14 protein-coding genes are annotated in these 19,659 nt (G+C 74.4%); 11 read left to right on the top strand and 3 right to left on the bottom strand.

Going from position 1 to position 19,659, the window contains the following annotated elements; all coding sequences use genetic code 11:
- Positions 1-22: 22 nt before the first annotated feature.
- Positions 23-751 (bottom strand): maleylpyruvate isomerase family mycothiol-dependent enzyme, encoded by a 729-nt coding sequence (locus tag ACFVGO_RS24560; protein ID WP_380358006.1) that lies wholly within the window; start codon positions 749-751, stop codon positions 23-25.
- A gap of 252 nt (positions 752-1,003) precedes the next feature.
- Here ACFVGO_RS24560 and ACFVGO_RS24555 point away from each other — a divergent pair, with 252 nt between their 5' ends.
- The 3 genes from ACFVGO_RS24555 to ACFVGO_RS24545 all read left to right on the top strand — a co-directional run bounded on the left by ACFVGO_RS24555 (position 1,004) and on the right by ACFVGO_RS24545 (position 4,447).
- Positions 1,004-2,020, top strand: coding sequence for a DUF1702 family protein (locus tag ACFVGO_RS24555; protein WP_380634032.1), 1,017 nt, complete (start codon positions 1,004-1,006; stop codon positions 2,018-2,020).
- Positions 2,021-2,111: 91 nt separating this feature from the next.
- Positions 2,112-3,086 carry a DUF1702 family protein gene (locus tag ACFVGO_RS24550; RefSeq protein ID WP_359912774.1) on the top strand — a complete coding sequence of 325 codons (975 nt, stop codon included), beginning with the start codon at positions 2,112-2,114 and terminating at the stop codon, positions 3,084-3,086.
- A gap of 2 nt (positions 3,087-3,088) precedes the next feature.
- On the top strand, positions 3,089-4,447 hold the full coding sequence (locus tag ACFVGO_RS24545; protein ID WP_380358012.1) for a cytochrome P450: 1,359 nt from the start codon (positions 3,089-3,091) through the stop codon (positions 4,445-4,447).
- A gap of 124 nt (positions 4,448-4,571) precedes the next feature.
- Here the strand turns inward: ACFVGO_RS24545 and ACFVGO_RS24540 are convergent, their stop codons facing one another.
- Complete coding sequence (locus tag ACFVGO_RS24540) at positions 4,572-5,348, bottom strand: helix-turn-helix transcriptional regulator (RefSeq protein ID WP_380634029.1); 777 nt, start codon at positions 5,346-5,348, stop codon at positions 4,572-4,574.
- Between the two features lie 450 nt (positions 5,349-5,798).
- Between ACFVGO_RS24540 and ACFVGO_RS24535 the strand changes: the two genes are divergently transcribed.
- From ACFVGO_RS24535 to ACFVGO_RS24505, 7 genes are all read left to right on the top strand, one after another.
- On the top strand, positions 5,799-6,329 hold the full coding sequence (locus tag ACFVGO_RS24535; protein WP_359912765.1) for a DUF5987 family protein: 531 nt from the start codon (positions 5,799-5,801) through the stop codon (positions 6,327-6,329).
- A complete protein-coding gene (locus ACFVGO_RS24530) occupies positions 6,326-7,981 on the top strand; it encodes a GMC family oxidoreductase (RefSeq protein ID WP_359912763.1) in 1,656 nt (551 codons plus the stop codon). Before ACFVGO_RS24535 ends, ACFVGO_RS24530 begins: the two co-directional genes overlap by 4 nt.
- 40 nt (positions 7,982-8,021) lie before the next feature.
- A complete protein-coding gene (locus tag ACFVGO_RS24525; RefSeq protein WP_380634026.1) occupies positions 8,022-9,083 on the top strand; it encodes a carboxymuconolactone decarboxylase family protein in 1,062 nt (353 codons plus the stop codon).
- A gap of 376 nt (positions 9,084-9,459) precedes the next feature.
- Positions 9,460-15,336, top strand: coding sequence for an SDR family NAD(P)-dependent oxidoreductase (locus ACFVGO_RS24520; RefSeq protein ID WP_380634037.1), 5,877 nt, complete (start codon positions 9,460-9,462; stop codon positions 15,334-15,336).
- On the top strand, positions 15,336-15,833 hold the full coding sequence (locus tag ACFVGO_RS24515) for an acyl-CoA thioesterase (protein WP_380358024.1): 498 nt from the start codon (positions 15,336-15,338) through the stop codon (positions 15,831-15,833). The genes ACFVGO_RS24520 and ACFVGO_RS24515 overlap by 1 nt, the downstream gene beginning before the upstream one ends.
- The gene (locus ACFVGO_RS24510) at positions 15,830-16,408 is read left to right on the top strand and encodes a flavin reductase family protein (protein WP_359912752.1); all 579 of its coding nucleotides are present in this window, start codon (positions 15,830-15,832) and stop codon (positions 16,406-16,408) included. Before ACFVGO_RS24515 ends, ACFVGO_RS24510 begins: the two co-directional genes overlap by 4 nt.
- A gap of 16 nt (positions 16,409-16,424) precedes the next feature.
- Positions 16,425-17,456, top strand: coding sequence for an NAD-dependent epimerase/dehydratase family protein (locus ACFVGO_RS24505; RefSeq protein WP_359912749.1), 1,032 nt, complete (start codon positions 16,425-16,427; stop codon positions 17,454-17,456).
- Between the two features lie 140 nt (positions 17,457-17,596).
- On the opposite strand, the gene ACFVGO_RS24500 is transcribed toward ACFVGO_RS24505, so the two are convergent.
- Complete coding sequence (locus ACFVGO_RS24500; RefSeq protein WP_359898436.1) at positions 17,597-18,589, bottom strand: LacI family DNA-binding transcriptional regulator; 993 nt, start codon at positions 18,587-18,589, stop codon at positions 17,597-17,599.
- A 124-nt stretch (positions 18,590-18,713) separates the two neighbouring features.
- Here ACFVGO_RS24500 and ACFVGO_RS24495 point away from each other — a divergent pair, with 124 nt between their 5' ends.
- Positions 18,714-19,652 carry a ribokinase gene (locus ACFVGO_RS24495; RefSeq protein WP_359898437.1) on the top strand — a complete coding sequence of 313 codons (939 nt, stop codon included), beginning with the start codon at positions 18,714-18,716 and terminating at the stop codon, positions 19,650-19,652.
- The last annotated feature ends 7 nt before the right edge of the window (positions 19,653-19,659 follow it).

Below are 19,659 nucleotides of genomic sequence, written 5' to 3'. Positions count from 1 at the left end.
GAGGACCGGTCGGGCCCGGGGCCTACCGCCCGGCGGCCGCGTCCTCGACGGGCTGCGCCGGCGGCCGGAACGGGCCCCAGGTGAAGGCTGGCAGCCAGGTCTCGGGCGCGGCGCTCCAGTCCAGTCCGGCGATCTGCCCGGGCGAGCGCCGGCCGGTGAGCGAGCGGAGGAGGTCGTGCCGGTGCCCGCGGACGACGGCGGCCGGCTCGCCGTCACCGGCCCGCCACTCGGCGCCCGGCGTCTCGATGCGCAGCGCCGGAAGCCCCTGTGTGCGCACCGCGGCGGAGAAGCCCCGGACGACCAGGTCCAGCGACGAGGGGTAGGACGGGTGCTCCGGGAGCACCGGTTCCCCCAGCGCGACCCGGAGGTCGATCTCGTGGGTGAACGCGTCCATCATCAGCATGGTGTGCCGCAGTTGAGGGGACTCGGTGAGCACCCGCTCCACCCCGCCGTCCAGCCGTGACCACTCGGCGAGCAGACCGGCGAGGCCGTCGCCGGAGTCGGCGTGCGGCACCTCCCACAGGTTGCCCGGCGCGTCGGCGGCCACCGTGCGGCAGACCTCCAGCAGATGGCCGACCAGGTCCAGGACCGTCCAGCCCGGACAGGCCGGCACGGGGACGTCGGCCACCGCGGGCCGGCCGCCCAGCAGCCCGGTGATGTTCTCCCGGGAGCCGCGGTAGGCGAGATGGTCCGGTGAGCGGTCCCAGAGCGACCCGGTCGTGGCCTCGGCGTTCCGCTGATACGTGCTCATACGGGCTCTCCTTCGGTTGGACGACGTTGCGGGGACGGACCGACGGTGCCGGAACCCCGGTCTCGCGCGGGCCGGTTCCATTGTGGCGCCCGGGTTCCGGGCGACGGCCGGCGGGACGGCGGGCGGAGCACGCCCGAAGACGCCCGGCGGCCGGGCGGGTTCAGAAACGCAACCGTGGAGATGCGGGCCGTGACGCCGCCTCAGGACCATGGGGAGGACCGTCAATTGCGGGACGTGAGCCTGGGAGGGATCGTGCCGACGACCTTCGGATCGCTGCGCCGACTGGTACTGACACCGTCACTGGCCTCGGTGACCTTCGCCGGACGCGGCTTCCCGGTGACACCGACGGAGAGCACCGAACGGCTGGAGGCGGTGCCCCAGGCGGTGGTCTGCGGCTTCGAGTGGGGGATCGACGCCCGGAGCCAGTGGGAGGTCGAGCGCCGACTCGGCCTGGTCGAACCCGAACAGCGCGGATTCGCGTACGAGGGCGCCACCATGGCCTTCACCGTCCTGGACGCGATGGGCCGGGGCCACCGCACCCGCGACCTGCTGGCCGGGTCCGGGCAGCCGCACATCTTCCTGGCGTACATCGGCATCGGCTTCGCCATGGCGCGGCTGCCGAGGTCGCTGTGGCCCAAGGTACTGCCGGACCTCACCGGGACGCCCTACCACCCGACGATGAGCTGGCTGGCCGTCGACGGCTACGGCTTCGACCTCGCCTACTTCCACACCCGGCGCTGGGTGGACGGGCAGCGCAGGCCCAAGCCGTACCCGTGGCAGGGCGCGCCCGAGTACTTCCAGCGGGCCGTCGACCAGGGCGTCGGACGGGCGCTGTGGTTCATCCACGGCGGATCGCCGGCGAACGTCGCGGCCGCGGTGCGCAGGTTCGGCGCGGACCGGCAGGGCGACCTGTGGAGCGGCGTGGGACTGGCCTCGACCTTCGCGGGGGGCGGCACGGCCGAGGGCCTGGCCGGGCTGCGCGACGCGGCGGGCCCGCACCGGGCGGAGCTCGCCCAGGGATCGGTGTTCGCCTCCAAGGCCCGTGCGTACGCGGGTTTCGTGCCCGCGCACTCCGAGGTCGCCTCGACGGCCCTGACCGGCCTGTCGGTGGAGGCGGCGGCGAAGGTGGCCGACACCTGCGCGGTGGACGACCGCACCCCGGGCGCCGCCGGCGGGCCGCCCCCGTACGAGCTCTGGCGGGCGAACGTGCGCGAGCACTTCCGCGAGGCCGGGCCCTCGCCCCGGCCCGCGCCGGGGCCGGCGGCCTGAGTGTTTTCCGGACGACCCCCGGGCCGGACCGGTGCGAAGTCATCCGCGGGGCGGACCGGCCGCCCCGCGGGAAACCCGAGAGGAGTATGGCGTGTCCAGTGCATGGCGGACGCTCCGACGTCGAGTTCTCACTCCGAGCACCTCTGAAACGCTATTGGAAACGCGTGGTTTCCACCGGAAGTCGCCGGCCGCCCAGGACCTCCTGGAGACGGTCGGCGCGCGGTTCCTGGAGGGCTACGCCCACGCCGTGGAGGCCCGGAACCCGGCGGAGGCGGAATACCCGCTGGAGGAAATCCCGGACCGGTTCCGCGGCTTCGCCTACGAGGGCGCCGGAATGGGCTTCGCCATGCTCGACGGGCTGCGGCTGTCCGGCCGCAACTCGGTGGCCCGCTGCCTCGCGGGCCGGGGCGCCGACCACGTCTACATGGTCTACGTCGGCATCGGCTGGGCGATGGCCCGGCTGCCGAGGTTCTGCTGGCCCGACATCGACAAGCTCGACCCGCTGCTGCGCTGGCTGGTGCTCGACGGATACGGCTTCCACCAGGCGTACTTCCGCACCGACCGGTACGTCCACCAGCAGTACCGGGACCCGGCCTTCCCCTGGCCGGCGCACGACTCCCCGTCGTACGCCGGCCGCGCGATCGACCAGGGCATCGGCCGGGCCCTGTGGTTCGTCGGCGGCACCGACGCCGAGCTCGTCGCGACCATGATCGAGAAGTTCCCGGAGTCCCGGCGGTCCGACCTCTACGGCGGCGCCGGACTGGCCGCCACCTACGCCGGCGGCGTGGACGAGGCGGAGCTGTGCGCGTTCCGCGACCGGGCCGGCATCCACGGGCCGATGGTCGCCCAGGGCAGCGCGTTCGCGGCCGAGGCCCGGATCCGGGCCGGACTGCTGGTGCCGCACACGGAGCTGGCCACGCGGGTCTTCTGCGGCATGACGCCCGATCAGGCCGCCGCGGTCAGCCAGGAGGCGCGGCCGAGCGGGCCGGTGCCCGGCGCGCTGCCCGCGTACGAGGTGTGGCGCCAGGCCATCGCCGACCGCTTCGCCAACGTCGGGGGGTGCTGACCGTGGCCGCCACCCGTCGGGTGCCGCCCGGCCCGCCGCGCCGGGCCGCCCCCGTCCTGCTGCGCAGGCTGGTCGGGGACCGGCTCGAAATGATGCGCTCCGCCGCGGCGGAGTACGGCGACGCGGTCCGGATCTCCATGGGCCCCAAGACGCTCTACTTCTTCAACCACCCCGACCACGCCAAGCACGTGCTCGCGGACAACGCGGCCAACTACCACAAGGGGATCGGCCTGGCCCAGGCCCGGCGGGCCCTCGGCAACGGCCTGCTGACCAGCGAGGGGGAGCTCTGGCGCAAGCAGCGCCGGCAGATCCAGCCCGCCTTCCAGCACAAGCGGATCGTCCAACAGGCCGGTGCCGTCGCGGAGGAGGCGGCCAAGCTGGTCGGCCGGCTGCGGGCGCACGAGGGCGGCGCACCGGTCGACGTGACCAAGGAGGTCACGGCCCTCACCCTCGGGGTGCTCGGCCGCACCCTGCTCGACGTCGACCTCAGCGCCTTCGAGGCGGTCGGCCACGACTTCGAGGCCGTGCAGGACCAGGCGATGTTCGACATGGTCACCATGGGCATGGTGCCCGGCTGGGTGCCGCTGTCCAAGCAGCTCCGCTTCCGGCAGGCCCGGCAGGACCTGCAGCGGGTGGTCGACCGGCTGGTGGCGGAGCGGGTCTCCCGCGACGCCGGGGAGATCGTGGGGGAGGACGCGCTGTCCCGCCTGATCGTCGCCACCCGGCAGGAGCCCGACCACAAGGTCGCCCGCCAGCGGATGCGCGACGAACTGGTCACCCTGCTGCTGGCCGGCCACGAGACCACGGCGAGCACCCTGGGCTGGACCTTCTACCTGGCCGACCGGCACCCCGAGGTGATGGACCGGCTGCACGCCGAGGCCGTCGAGGTGCTCGGCGACCGCCTGCCCGAGTTCGAGGACCTGCACCGCCTGCGGTACACCTCGATGGTGGTCGAGGAGGTCATGCGGCTCTACCCGCCGGTGTGGATCCTGCCGCGGCAGGCCCAGGCGGACGACGAGGTCGGCGGGTACCACGTCCCGGCCGGCTCCGACGTCCTGATCTGCCCGTACACCCTGCACCGCCACTCCCGGTTCTGGGACGACCCGGAGCAGTTCGACCCGGAGCGCTTCGACCGGGACCGGGCCTCGGACCGGCCGCGCTACGCCTACATCCCGTTCGGGGCGGGTCCGCGCTTCTGCATCGGCAACCACCTCGGGCTGCTGGAGGCCACGTTCACGATCGCCATGGTCGCCCGGGACCTGCGGCTGAGGAAGGTGCCCGGGTACCGGGTGGTGGCCGAGCCGATGCTGTCGCTGCGGGTGCGCGGCGGCCTGCCGATGACGGTGCACTCCGCCGGCTGAGCGGCCGCGCCCGCGCCCTGCACGGCAGAGCCCCCGCGACGACGTCGCGGGGGCTCCGTGCGCGGGGCCCGCGCCGTCGCGGGGGCCCCGGTCGGTCCGGCCCGCTGCCGCGGGCCGGGCCGGATCAGGCGGTGTCGGTGATCGGGGTCCGTACGGTCTGCGCGATGGTCCGCGCGTCCAGCAGCGCCAGCAGGACCGGCGGGTCGAGGACGCGGGCCGGGCGCAGGCGTACTTCGATCGGCAGCAGCGGCACGTCCGGCCGCACCTCGATCGGTCCGACCGATCCCACCGAGACGGGGTGGTCACCCGTCAGCACCTCGTCGAAGGCGGCCGGGACGGAGTGTGCCAGCAGGTACCAGGTGCCGGCCGGCACCTGGTCGAATAAGAAGACGCCGGGATGGGGGAGGACGGTACACGCGGCGGGCCGGCCCTCGGGGACCCGGGTCGGGAACAGCCCGAGGTAGACGAGGCCGAGGTTCCCCGCGATCGGGGCCCGGATCTCGCCGCGGAAGGTGGAGAGCTCCGTGCTCCGGGCCAGGCCGCGCGCGTCGATCTCGATCCGGGGGGTGAAGCCGCCGAGCTGACGGTAGGTGGTGGGAGGCACGCCGACGCTGCTGGCGAACCGCGAGCTGAAGGTGCCGACGCTGTTGTACCCGACGCGGTGGCTGATCTCGGTCACCGTGAACGAGGTTTCGATGAGGAGGCGCTTGGCCGTTTCGAGCCGGAGGGCGGAGAGGAACCGCCGTGGTGACACCCCGGTCATCCGCTGGAATTCCCGGGAGAAGTGGAACTTGCTGTACATGGCCGCCTGCGCCATATCGTCGATGGTCAGTAACTCGCCGATGTTGTCGTGCATGGTTTCGATGGCCCGGGAAACAGCTTGCTCGATGGCAGATGTCATCTTTGACTCCAGCTTCTCCGCCGCACCTGCGGATGAACAGAATTCCACCCTTGCGATGATCGGGAACGAAAGTCACGGCCGCGGTGACAGGCCGACTGTCGAAGGCGCCAGGGCAAGCGAAGGGAGGACCCCCTTCGGAAGGCGAAGCTGAAAAGTGTCGCCGCCATAGCAAGTGACGACCGTAGCAGCAGGCACATGACAGCCGCAATGGGCCGGGCGGCACGTGCCGTTGGCAAGTCCGAGCGGTGAGACGTCCCGGAAGTCGGGTTTGAACGGCGCCGGGAGCCATCAGCAACGCGAGAGATGCGGGCGGGAGCGCATTGCGCGCACGATGCCACAGTCGCGTATGCGAATCGGGATCGGCCGGTGCGTGCCGTCCCCGCTTTTCGACAAGCAGCTGAGGAGATGCCGGTGGGATCGCCTACCTCAGATCGAAACCATGACCGGACCATGACGCTCGAAGCCTTCGCGGACACGATCGTCCCGGGCGAGAAACGCTCGCCCGACGACCGGGCGGTGGCCGGCGCCTCGACCGGCGGCGGTGCCGTCCAGGCGGGAGCCGTCGAACTGCTCGAAACCCCCGCGACCGGACTGTCGGACGCCCTGGACGACTACGTGCAGGCGCTCAACCGCCACGCGAGCACGTACGCGGACGAGCACGGCCTGCGGCTCGACGACTCGGTGCCGCCGTTCGTCGCCCTGCCGTTCGCGGACCGGACCGGCCTGGTGCAGGAGCTGACCGGAACGGAGCACCAGGAACGGGAACTGTGGGTCCTGCTGGCGCTGTTCGCCAACATGGCCTTCGACACGGCCGCCCACATGCACACCGCGGACGCGCTCGCGGCGGGCCACCCGGGCCTCACGGCGATGGGCTTCATGAAGCCCGACGAGGACGGCCTGTGGCGGTTCCCCGACTTCTCGTACGGCAAGCAGCTGGCAGACCCCCACCCGGACACCACGCCTACAGGGAGTCCCGCATGACGAGTACCGAGAGCACCGACGTCCTGATCGTGGGCAGCGGCTTCGGCGGCGCGATCGCGGCGTACCACCTGGCGGCCGGCGGCGCGAAGGTCACCATCCTGGAGCGCGGCCCGTGGCTGAAGGCCGACGACTTCGACCACGACTTCCTGCTCGGCTCCTCGTACACCCGGATCTTCGACTTCGTGGTGGGCGACGGCATGAGCCTGCTCGGCGGCAACTGCGTCGGCGGCGGCAGCGTGGTGTACTTCGCCGCGATGCCGCGCGCCCCGCGGTTCGTCTTCGAGCGCCGCGGCAGCATCGGCCGCCGGATGTGGCCGGCCGCCATCGACCGGGACGTCCTCGACCCCTGGTACGACCGGGTGGCCGAGGCGCTGCCCATCACCCAGCAGGACTGGAACGACGTCACGTACTCGGGCGGGCTGTTCGCCGCCGCCTGCGAGCACGCGGGACGCACCGCCAACCCCGTCCCGGCCGCCATCGACCGGGCGAAGTGCACCAACTGCAACTGGATGATGTCCGGTTGCCGCTTCGACGCCAAGCGGTCCCTGCTGCTGAACTACCTCCCGGCGGCCCTCGCGCACGGCGCCGAGATCCGGCCGCTGCACGAGGTGCAGCAGCTGTCCCGGACGGACGACGGCGGCTACCGGGTGCACTACGACGTCGTCGACGACGTGGACTACCGGGTGCACGTCGGCAGCGGCACGATCGACGCGAAGATCGTCGTGCTCGCCGCCGGCGCCGGCGCCACCCCGGTCATCCTCCAGCGCTCCGAGGCGACCCTGGGCACCATGCCGCACGCCGTGGGCCGCTACTTCTCCGGCAACGGCGAACGCCTCAACACGGCCATCGTGGACGAGGAGAAGGCCCGCGACCTGCTGGGGCTCAAGCGCTCCGACGGCCGGGCGTTCAAGGCCAACCAGATCGGCAAGGGCCCGGTCGTGGCGAGCTGGGACAACCTCGACGGGTCGCTGCCGGAGCACTCCCGGTTCTCCCTGGAGCAGCTCTACTTCCCGCCGGGCTTCGGCACCATCCTGGCGCAGGTGCCCGACGCGACCGGGCCCAGCTGGTTCGGCGTGGAGAAGAAGGAACTGGTCCGGCAGTGGCAGTCCTGGCTGACCGTCTTCACCATGATCGAGGACGACAACGAGGGCGTCTTCGGGCCGCCGCCGCCCACCGGCAACGCCGTCCGGATCTCCCAGCAGATGCTCGGGCGCGGGTCGATCTCGTACCGGCCGACCGCCAACACCCTGCGCGCCTGGGCCGATTCGGACGCCGTGGTGAAGGACATCCTGGAGCGCGACGGACTCGCCCGCGTCATGCCGTGGACCAACGACCTGGTGGGCGCGTACACCGTGCACCCGCTGGCGTCCTGCCGGATCGGCGACGACCCGCAGACCTCGGCGCTCGACGACCGGCAGGAACTCCGCAACCACCCGGGCATCTTCGTCACCGACGGCTCCGCCGTCCCGGGAGCGCTCACGGTCAACCCCGCGCTGACCATCTCCGCGCTCGCCGAACGCGCGATCCCCGGCATCGTGAGGGCCGCGCGGGAGCGCGGCGTGAACGTCGTCTACGGCGCTCCCGCGCCGGACGGTGCGACCAGCGGGCGGCGCGGCGTGCAGGTGCAGCTGCCCGGCCTGATGCGCCGGTAGCCGGCCCCGGCACCGGATCGAGCCGTCGAGGAGGAGGCACATGACGACACCGTTCCTGCGGTCGGCCCTGCGGAGGTCGATGGCGCAGATCCACCGGGTCGCCGCGGTGCGGCCGGCAGCCGCGGGGGAGGAGGTGGCCGGCGTCTTCGCCGAGGTCGAGCGGGAGTTCGGCATGCTGGCACCGCCGATCGGGCTGCACGCCGCCGCGCCGGAGGTGCTCGCCGCCTCCTGGGTGATGCTGCGGGAGACCCTGGTGGCCGGCGGGCGGGTCGACCGCGCGACCAAGGAGGCGGTGGCCGCGGCGGTCTCGGCCGCCAACGCCTGCCCGTACTGCGTGGAGGTGCACGGCACGGCGCTGGCCGCGCTGCTGCCCGGGGCCGCCGCCCCGGGCACGGCCCGCGCGACGGCCGAGGGGTGGGCCGACTGGTTCCGGGCGGACGGCGACCGGGGGCCGGCGCCGGACGACCGGCCGCCGTTCCCCGCGCAGGCGGCGCCCGAGCTGGTCGGGGTGGCCGTCACCTTCCACTACCTGAACCGCATGGTCAACCTGTTCCTCGCGCAGAGCCCGCTGCCGGCCGGTCTCCCGCCGGCCGCGCGGTCGGCGGCGAGGGCGGTCCTCGGCCGGCTGATGCGCCGCAGCGCGCGCCTCGCCCCGCCGGCCGGGACCTCCCTCGACCTGCTGCCCTCCGCGCCGCTGCCCGGGGACCTGAGCTGGGCGGCGGGCATCCCCAGCGTCGCCGGCGCGTTCGCCCGGGCGGCCGCCGCGATCGACGCGGCGGGGGCCCGGTCGGTGCCGGACGGCGTCCGCGCCCTGGTGGCGGACCGGCTGGCCGGGTGGGACGGCCGGCCGCCGGGGATCAGCCGCGCCTGGGTCGAGGACGCGGTGTCGGCCCTGCCCGGGGACCAGCGTGCGGCTGGCCGGCTGGCCCTGCTGACCGCCCAGGCCTCCTACCAGGTCGACGACGGCCTCCTCGCCGAGTTCCGGAGCGACCGGCCCGGTGACACCGCGCTGATCGAGCTCACCTCCTGGGCCGCCCTGGCGGCGGCCCGGGAGCTGGGCGCCCGGCTCGGTGCCCGCCTGCCCGAGGCCGCCGACGGCTGACCCCGCGCACGGCCCCGCACGACCGAGGCTCCCGCCGACCGGCGGGAGCCTCGGCGCGTTCCCGCCCGCCCGCACGGGCATCGGCACGGGCGTCGGCACGGTTGCCCGCCCAGCCGCCCGCCCAGTTGCCCGCACGACCGTCCGCACGGGCATCGGCACGTCCACCGGCACGGTCGTCCGGACGGGCGCGGCCCGCCCAGGAAATGACGGCGTTATTGAATAGCGGCGCCGAGAAATCACACCGTTATGGAAAAGCAGCGCCCCCCACCAGGCGGAAAGCAAACTCGGAGAAGACATCGGGGTGGCCGCAGATGCATTCTTGACGACAGTGCAGGCGAGTCGAGTCGGCGAGGAGATTCGCCGTCAATTCATCTCCATGGGTGGTGAATACGTGAGCAGTGAGCGGATCGCTATCGTAGGAATTGGCCTCCGTTATCCGGACGCCAATTCGGCGAGCGAACTGTGGGACAACGTACTGGGCGGCCGGCGAGCCTTCCGGCGGTTGCCGGACGAGCGGATGAACCAGGCGGACTACTGGTCGGAGGACCGGAGTGCGCCGGACCGGCACTACACGAAAAAGGCCGCGGTCCTGCGGGACTACGCGTTCGACCGCATCAAATACAGCGTCGCCGGGAGCACGTACCGGGCGACCGACCTGACGCACTGGCTGGCCCTCGACGTGGCCGCCGAGGCGCTTGCCGACGCCGGATTCCCGGACGGCGCGGGACTTCCCCACCAGAGCACCGGCGTGGTGGTCGGAAACAGCCTCACCGGGGAATTCTCGCGGGCCAACATCATGCGGCTGCGGTGGCCCTACGTGCGCCGCACGGTGGCCGCCGCGCTCACCGGCCAGGGCTGGTCCGAGGAGGACGTCGCGAAGCTCCTCCAGGAGCTGGAGCCGCAGTACAAGGCGCCCTTCCCGGCCATCGACGAGGACTCGCTGGCCGGCGGCCTCGCCAACACCATCGCCGGCCGCATCTGCAACCACTTCGACCTGCGCGGCGGCGGCTACACGGTCGACGGGGCCTGCTCCTCCTCCCTGCTGTCCGTCGTCACGGCGGCGAAGGCACTGGCCGACGGCGAGCTGGACGTGGCCGTCGCCGGAGGCGTCGACCTGTCCATCGACCCGTTCGAGGTGATCGGCTTCGCCAAGACGGGCGCACTGGCCACCGGCGAGATGAAGGTCTACGACCGGGACTCCAACGGCTTCTGGCCCGGCGAGGGCTCCGGCATGCTCGTGCTGATGCGCGAGCGGGACGCGCTGGCGCAGGGGCGGCGGATCTACGCGAGCATCAGCGGCTGGGGCGTCTCCTCGGACGGCAAGGGCGGCATCACCCGGCCGGAGGCGAGCGGCCACCGGCTGGCACTGACCCGCGCCTACCGGCGGGCCGGCTACGGCGTCGAGACGGTCTCGTACTTCGAGGGCCACGGCACCGGCACGGCCCTCGGCGACGCGACCGAGATCGAGGCGCTGTCCTCCGCCCGCCGCACCGCGGACCCGACGGCCCGTCCGGCCGCGCTCGGGACGGTCAAGGGGAACTTCGGGCACACCAAGGCCGCCGCGGGCGTGGCCGGCCTGATCAAGGCGACCCTCGCCGTGCACCACCAGGTGATCCCCCCGGCCACCGGCCACGTCGACCCGCACCCCGGCCTGCTCGGTGACGAGGCGGCGATGTACGTCCCGCGCCAGGCCGAACTCTGGCCGGCCGGCCACCCGGTCCGGGCCGGGGTGTCGGCCATGGGCTTCGGCGGGATCAACACCCACGTCACCCTCGCCGAGGCACCCGGCAGCACCCGGCGCGAGGCGCTCGACGCGCGCACCACCCGGCTGGTCGCCGGCCGCCAGGACGCCGAACTCCTGCTGCTGGACGCGGCGGACACGGCCGCGCTGCGCGCGGAGCTGACCCGGCTGCTCGACCTGGTGCCGAAGCTGGCGCAGGCCGAACTCGCGGACCTGGCCGGCACCCTGGCCGACCGGCTCGCCGACGGCCCGGTGCGGGCCGCCGTGGTGGCGACCGGCCCGGACGACGCCGTGCGCGGCCTCGAACGGCTGCTCGCCCTGCTCGACTCCGGAGCGCGGGAGGTGTCCTCGGCCGGTGAGGGGATCTTCCTCGGCCACGCCCGGACCGCCCCCCGGATCGCCTACCTCTTCCCGGGCCAGGGCTCCGGCCGCGGCGCCGTCGGCGCGATCCGGCGCCGGTTCGCCGCGGCGGAGGAGGTGTTCCGCGCCGCCGCCCTGCCCAACGGCGACGACCAGGTCGCCACCCAGGTCGCCCAGCCGCGCATCGTCACCGGCTCGCTGGCCGCCCTGCGGGTGCTGGACGCGGTCGGCATCCGGGCCGACACCGCCGTCGGCCACAGCCTCGGGGAGCTCACCGCCCTGCACTGGGCGGGCGCGATGACCGAGGAACAGGTGGTGCGCCTCGCCACGATCCGCGGCCGGGTGATGGCCCAGGCCAGCCACGGCGGCGGCGCGATGGCCGGACTGGCGGCGACCCCGGAGCAGGCCACCCGGCTGTCCGCCGGACAGGACGTGGTGATCGCGGGCTACAACGGGCCCCGGCAGACCGTGCTCTCCGGCCCCGCCGAGGCGGTCGACGAGGTCTGCCGCCGGGCCGCGGGCGAGGGCGTCACGGCGACCCGGCTGAACGTGTCGCACGCCTTCCACTCGCCGCTGGTCGAGCCGGCCGCGGTCGCGATGGCCGCCGAGCTCGCGCGGTTCGACTTCCGGGAACCCGTCCGCCCGATCGCCTCCACGGTCACCGGACGGCTCCTGGACCCGTCCGCCGACCTGCGCGAGGTCCTGCGCGGACAGGTCCTGCTCCCGGTCCGGTTCCAGGAGGCCGCCGCCGTGGCGGTCGCCGACGCCGACCTGGTCGTGGAGGTCGGTCCCGGCCGGGTGCTCTCCGGCCTGCTGGCGGAGATCGCCCCGAACCTCACCACCCTCGCGGTGGACACCGACAGCGCCTCGCTCGGCCCGCTGCTCAGGGTCGCCGGCGCCGCGTTCGTGCTCGGCGTACCGCTGCGGACCGCGGCCCTGTTCGGCGACCGCCTGATCCGGCAGCTGCCGGCGGACGGTGCGATGACCTTCCTGGCCAACCCCTGCGAGGCGGCCCCGGCCATCGGCGCGGAGCTGGCGGCGGACGGCGGGCCGGGCCGGGACGAGCGGGCCGGCGCGGCGGTGTCCGCGGACACCGGCGACGGCCAGGACTCCACCCTGGAGCTGCTGCGCAGGCTCGCGGCCGAGCGGGTCGAACTGCCGCTGGACTCCGTCACCGCGCAGACCCACCCGATGGACGACCTGCACCTGAGCTCCATCACCATCGGCCAGATCGTCAACGACGTCACCCGGGCGCTCGGCCGGCCCGTGCTCGCCGCGACGCCCAACTACGCGACCGTCAACCTGGGCGGGATCGCCGAACTGATCGACCAGCTGGCGGACACCGCGCAGGACGGCGGCCAGTCGGCGGGCGAGGTCGCCGGTGTGGCCCCGTGGGTGCGGCCCTTCGCGGTCGAGCACCGGGAGGCCGTCCTGCCGGCCCGGCCGCAGCCCGCGGAGGACCCCGCCCCCGCCGGGCGGTGGACGGTGCACGGCACCCCCGGCCACCCGCTCGCCGAACCGCTGGGCGCCGCGCTCGCCGCGGCCGGCGTCGGGGACGGCGTGCTGCTCTGCCTCCCCGACGCGTGCGGACCGCAGGAGGCGGAGCTCTTCCTGACCGCCGGGCGGGCCGTCCTGGCCGCCCCCGAGGGCACCCGGCTGGTCGTGGTCCAGCACCGGCTGGGGGCCTCCGGCCTGGCGAAGACCCTGCACCTGGAGCACCCGTCGGTCCCGGTCACGGTGGTCGAGCTGGCCGACACCGCCCCCGAGGGCGCGGCCCGTGACGAGGCGGTGGCCCGCGTGGTCGCCGAGACCGCCGCCACGGCCGGCTTCGCGGAGGTCCGCTACCAGCCGGACGGGCGCCGGACCGTCCCGGTGCTCCGACCGCTGCAGCTGCGCCCCGCGACCGAGGGCGGGTCCCCGCTCGACGCCGGGGACGTCCTCCTGGTCACCGGCGGCGGCAAGGGCATCACCGCCGAGTGCGCCATCGCGATGGCCCAGGACTCCGGGGCGGCCCTGGCCCTGATCGGCCGCGCCGATCCGGCCACCGACCCCGAACTCGCCGGGAACCTCGCCCGGATGGAGGCCGCGGGCCTGCGCCACCGGTACGCCCGCGCCGACGTGACCTCGGCCGAGGAGACCGCCGCCGCGGTGGCCCTGCTGGAGAACGGGCTCGGCCCGGTCACCGCCGTGCTGCACGGCGCCGGCCGCAACCAGCCGGCCGCCCTGGAGGCGCTGAGCGCCGAGGACTTCCGCCGGACCCTGGCACCCAAGACCGACGGTCTGGAGGCGGTCCTGGCGGCCGTCGAACCGGAACGCCTGAAGCTGCTGATCACCTTCGGCTCGATCATCGGCCGGGCCGGACTGCGCGGCGAGGCGCACTACGCCACCGCCAACGACTGGATGACCGAGCTGACCCTCCGCTTCCAGGCCCGGTACCCGCGGGCCCGGGCCGTCGCGCTGGAGTGGTCGGTCTGGTCGGGCGCGGGCATGGGCGAACGGCTCGGCGTCGTCGAGGCGCTGATCCGGGAGGGCATCACGCCGATCTCCACCGAGAACGGCATCCAGGTGCTCCGCGAGGTGCTCGCGGACCCCTCGGCCGGCCCCGTCCTGGTGGTCAGCGGGCGGGCCGGCGGCCTGCCCACCCTCACCACCGAACGGCGCGAGCTGCCGCTGACCAGGTTCGTCGAGCGGGTGGTCGTGCACCACCCGGACATCGAGCTGATCACCGAGACCGAGCTGACCGAGGGCGGCGACCCCTATCTGACCGACCACCGGCTCCAGGACGACCTGCTCTTCCCGGCCGTGCTCGGCATGGAGGCGATGGCCCAGGTGGCCGCCGCGGTGAGCGGGCACCAGGGTCCGCCGCTGCTGGAGGACGTCGAGTTCCGCCGGCCCGTGGTGGTCCGGCCGGGCGGCTCGACCACCATCCGGATCGCGGCGCTGGTCCGGGAGCCCGGGACGGTGGACGTGGTGCTGCGCAGCGAGGGCACCGAGTTCGCGGCCGACCACTTCCGGGCCCGGCTGCGCTACCCGCGGCCGGAGGTGCCCGGGACGCCGGTGCCGGTCGAATTCGGCCTGCCGGCGGTGCCGGTGGACCCGGTGACCGAGCTGTACGGCAGCGTGCTCTTCCAGGGCAAGCGGTTCCAGCGCCTGCTGGAGTACCGGCGGGCGAGCGCCCGGCACGCGCTGGCGGAGATCTCCACCACCGCCCCGGCGCCGTGGTTCGCGGCCTTCCTGCCGCAGGACCAGCAACTGGCCGACCCCGGCACCCGGGACGCCATGATGCACGCCATCCAGTGCTGCGTGCCGGACGCCACCCTGCTGCCGCAGAGCATCGAGCGGCTCTGGCTGGCCGACCCGGCGGACCAGGACGCCGAGTACGTGGTGCTCGACGCCAGGGAGCGCTCCCAGGACGGGGACAGCTACGTCTACGACCTCGACGTGCGCACCCCGGCCGGGAAGGTCGTCGAGCGCTGGGAGGGGCTGACCCTGGTCGCCGTCCGCAAGCGCGACGGAGCCGGACCGTGGGTGCCCGCGATGCTCGGTTCGTACCTGGAACGCGGCCTGGAACGGGTGCTGGGCGGCAGCCGCGCGGTGGTCGTCGAGCCCGCGGCGAAGCCCGCCGCGGAATCCACCGCGGAGTCCGCCGACGGCGACCGCCGGGCCCGCACCGCGACCGCCCTCGGCCGGGCGCTGGGACGGCCGGTGGACCTGCGCCACCGGCCGGACGGCAAGCCCGAACTCGCCGGCGGGCCCGGACTCGACGGGATCACGGTCTCGGCCTCGCACGGCCCCGGCCTGACCCTGGCGGTGGCCGGCCCCGGGCGGCTCGCCTGCGACGTCGAGACCGTCCTGGAGCGGAGCGCCGAGGACTGGGACGCCCTGCTGGGCACCGGTCAACTCGCCCTGCGGGACCTGCTGGTGGCCGAGGCGGGCTGCAGCCCGGCGGTGGCCGGCACCAGGGTCTGGAGCGCGCTGGAGTGCCTGCGCAAGTCCGGCGCGACCACCCAGGCGCTGACGCTCGACCGCGTCCACCCGGGCGGTTGGGTCGTCCTGTCCGCCGGCGACGCGGCCGTCGCCACCTGGGTCACCACCGTCAACGACCGGACGGAGCCGGTGCTCTTCGCGGTACTCGTCGGGAAGGAGAACTGATGTCGGCCTACTACGAGATCCGCCACACCGTGGGCTTCGAGGAGACCAACCTCGTCGGCAACGTCTACTACGTGAACTACCTGCGCTGGCAGGGGCGTTGCCGGGAGATGTTCCTCAAGGACAAGGCGCCGGGGGTGCTCGCCGAGCTGCGGGACGACCTGAAGCTGTTCACCCTCAAGGTGGAGTGCGACTTCTTCGCCGAGATCACCTCGTTCGACGAGCTGTCGGTCCGGATGCGGCTGGAGGAGCTGACCCAGACCCAGATCCAGTTCAGCTTCGACTACATGCGGATCGACGGCGAGCAGGAGAACCTGGTGGCCCGCGGCCGGCAGCGGATCGCGTGCATGCGCGGGCCGAACACGGCCACCGTCCCCGCCCGGGTGCCCGAGGAACTGCGCCTGGCGCTGGTGCCGTACGCCGAGGGGCCGGCCGTCGCGCGGGCCCTCGCGGCGCAGGTCCCGCCCGGCGGGCCGGTCGGGACGGGGCGGGCGCTGTGATCGGCAACGGCCGGTCCCCGGCCCCCGCCCAGGCGCCGGGCGCGACGTCGGCGGCCGCGGCGAACCGCGCGGTCCTGCCGGGCGCCCTGCGCGAGACGATGGCCCGTTTCGCCACCGGGATCACGGTCCTGACCACCGGCGGCGAGCACGTCCACGGGATGACCGCCAACGCGTTCAGCTCGGTCTCCCTGGAACCGCCGATGGTGCTGTGCTGCGTGGCCCGCTCCGCGACGATGCACGAGGCGATCATGGCGTCCAGGTCCTTCGCGGTCTCCGTGCTCGGCGCCGAACAGGAGCACCTGGCACGGTACTTCGCGAACAAGAGCAGGCCGCGCGGGGCCGCCCAGTTCGACGGCCTCGACTGGCAGCCCGGCCCGTTCACCGGGGCCCCGCTGCTGTCGGACTCGCTGGCCTGGCTGGAGTGCAAGCTCGCCGAGCAGTACGACGGCGGCGACCACTCCATCTTCCTCGGCGAGGTGCTCGCCTCGGACTGGGCGGACCACCGGGAGGCGCTGCTGTTCTACGGCGGCGCCTTCCACCGGGGCATCGGCGGGAAACCGGAAGAGATCGGCTGAGCGGGGGGATGGTCCGATGTTGGTGAGCGTGACCGGCGGCACCGGATTCGTCGGCATCCACTCGGTCGCGGCGCTGGTCCGCGGCGGCCACCGGGTGCGGATGCTGGTCCGCGACCCGGCCGCCGCGGAGCGGGTCCTGGGCCTGCTGGAGGTGGACCCGGGCGCCGTCGACCTGGTCGTCGGGGACGTGACCGACGAGGGCGACGCGGCCCGCACGGTGCGCGGCGCCGACGCGGTGCTGCACGCGGCCGCGGTGTACTCCTTCGACAGCCGGCGCAACGCGCAGATGCGCCGGACCAACGAGCGGGGAACCGAACTGGTGCTGGCCGCCGCCCGACGGTCGGGCGCCGACCCGGTCGTCCACGTCTCCAGCATCGTCGCGCTGCTGCCGTCCCCCGGACGGCCGCTCGGGGAGCACTCCCCGGTCGGCCGTCCCCGGGACACGTACATGGCGACCAAGGCGGCGGCCGAGCGGATCGCGCGGGGCCACCAGCGGGACGGCGCGCCGGTGGTCATCAGCTACCCGCCCGCGCTGCTCGGCCCGCAGGACCCGGGGCTGGGCGACCAGAACGCCCGGCTGCGCAACACCCTGCGCGGACTGATGCCGATCTGGCCGCTGGGCGGCTTCCCGGTCGGCGACGTCCGGGACACCGCGCAGCTGCACGCCCGGCTGCTGACCACGCCGAGGGCGGGATCCGACCGGCACTTCGGACCCGGCCACCACCTGCCCACCCGGCAGTACGTGCGGACCCTGCGGGAGGTCACCGGGCGGCGGCTGCCCGCGGCCTTCCTCCCCGCCCGGGCCATGCTGCCGGTCGGCGCCCTGGCCACCCTGCTCCAGCGCGGATGGCCCTGGCACATCCCCGCGGAGTACGGCGCCGTCTACACCTGCGCCTGTGCGACCCCGGTCGACCCCGCGGCGAGCACCGGGGGGCTGACGCCGAGGCCGACCGCGGAGACCATGGCGGACACGGTGCGCTGGCTGTACGCCCAGGGCCGGCTGACCGCCGGTCAGGCCGGGCTGCCGGCCGTGGACAAGGAGCGCTGAGCCGTACCCGACGGCCGGCCCCGGGTGGACCTGAGTCCGCCCGGGGCCGGCCGTCGGCCGTTCCCGGCTCCCCGGCTCCGGGCATCAGGAGCCGGGCGCCGGTTCCCCGGCATCGGGTGTCAGGGGTAGGGCGAGCGGTGTCAGGCGTCGGCGTCGGTGGAGGAGCGCACCACCAGCTGCGGGGCGAAGCGCTCCACGCGCTCCGTCCGTTCGCGGGCGGGGGCCTGAAGGAGGGTCAGGGCGCGCTCGGCCATGGCGGTGAGCGGGTGGCGGATGGAGGTGATGGGCGGGTCGAGGAGTTCGAGCATCTCGGTGTCGTCGAAGCCGGTGACGGCGATCCGCCCGGGGACGGGGACCGCCGAGCGCTGCAGCGTGCTGACGAGGCCGACCGCGAGGACGTCCGCGCCGCAGACGACGGCGTCGATCCCGGTGTGCCGCTCGGCGATGCGACGGCCCGCGGTGCGGCCGGCGTCGGTGGTGAAGCTGGGCAGCAGGACGGTGGTGGCGTCGGCGCCGCGGGCCTCGGTGAAGGCGGCGAGGCGTTCCGCGCCGGAGGAGGAGGCCTGGTCGGCGGCGACCAGGGCGATCCGGTGGCGGCCGAGGCCTTCGAGGTGGTCGAGGAGCAGCCGCATCGCGGCGGTGTTGTCGAGGGTGACGGCCACCGTGCCGGAGCCGGTGGCCCAGCGGTCGAAGAGGACGACGGGGGTGCGTTCGGCGGCGGCCCGGACGGCGGGGCCGGAGGCGCCGGCGGAGACGGGGACGACGAGCAGTCCGTCGACCCGGCCGCCGAGCAGGGTCTCGATCTGCTCGGCCTCGACGGCGGTGTCGTTGGCGGCGTCGGAGACCACCAACTGCCCTCCGGCGGCGCGGACTTGCTGGGCGAGCGCGTCGGCGAGCTGGACGAAGTAGGGGTTGGCGAGCGAGGGGACGACCACGCCGATGGTGCCCGTGGTGCCGGTGCGCAGCGCCCGCGCGGAGTGGTTGAGGCGGTAGCCGAGGCGCTGGGCGGCCTCCTCGACGCGGCGGGCGAGTTCGGGGTCGACGTTGCGCGGGGTGCCGGCCAGGACGCGTGAGGCGGTCGCGCGGGAGACGCCCGCGGCCGCGGCCACGTCGAGGAGTCGGGGCGCAGTCACGTGGGGCGGTCCTTCGCGGTCGGAGAGGGCTCGGCTGAGCTGGCGCAATACGCAGCACGAGGGTACTTGACGGTTTTCGGGGGCTGGTCCACAGTGTGGGAGATCGATCTCCCAAGGAGTGCGGATGCCGCTCATCACCGTCGTCGGTTCGATCAACCGCGACCTCGTCCTGACCGTCGGGGACCTGCCGCGACCCGGCGAGACCGTGCTCGCGCGGGGCTTCGTGGAGGGCGTCGGCGGCAAGGGCGCCAACCAGGCCGTCGCGGCCGCCCGGCTCGGCTCGCGGGTGCGCCTGGTCGCCCGGGTCGGTACGGACGCCGCCCCCATCCTGCGGGCGCTAGCCGCCGAAGGGGTGGACGTCGGGGCGGTGCGCCCGGCACCGGAGAGCACCACCGGGATCGCCTCCGTGGTGGTCGACCGGGCCGGCGAGAACACCATCGTGGTCAACCCGGGCGCCAACGCCGCGCTGACGGTCGCGGACCTGCCGCAGCGGCTGGCCCGCTCGGCCGGCGAGGTGGTCCTGGTGCAGCACGAGATCGCCGCCGACGTGGTCGCCGCCGCCGTGCTGCGGGCCCGGGAACAGGGCGGCACGGTCGTCCTCAACCCGGCGCCGGCCCGGCCGGTCGCCCCGGAGGTGCTGTCCGCCGTCGACGTCCTTGTGCCCAACCTCGGTGAACTCGCCGCCCTGCTCGGCGCGGAGCCGCCGGCCGGCCCGGACGGCGCGCGCGAGCTGCTGGAACGGGCCGCGCTGCCCTGCCGGGCGGTCGTGGTGACGCTCGGCGCGGACGGGGCGCTGGTCAAACAGCCCGGCCGCCCGGCCGTGCACCTGCCGGCCCCCGTCGTGGACGCCGTCGACACCGTCGGCGCCGGCGACACCTTCTGCGGAGCCCTCGCCGACTCCCTCGCCCGGGGCGCCGACCTGCTCGCCGCCGCCCGACGCGCCGTCCGCGCGGCCTCCTTGGCCGTGACCGGACTCGGCGCCCAGTCCTCCATGCCGTCCGCGGCGCAGCTCGACGCGGACGCCGCGGTCCTCGACGCCCCCACCGTCCCCGCGGCATCCTGACGGACCC

Origin of the sequence: Kitasatospora sp. NPDC057738, assembly GCF_042798815.1 — a bacterium.
Lineage (GTDB): Bacteria > Actinomycetota > Actinomycetes > Streptomycetales > Streptomycetaceae > Kitasatospora > Kitasatospora lactacystinica.
The sequence above is the reverse complement of the archived record's forward strand: the minus strand, read 5'-3'. Positions and strand labels throughout refer to the sequence as shown.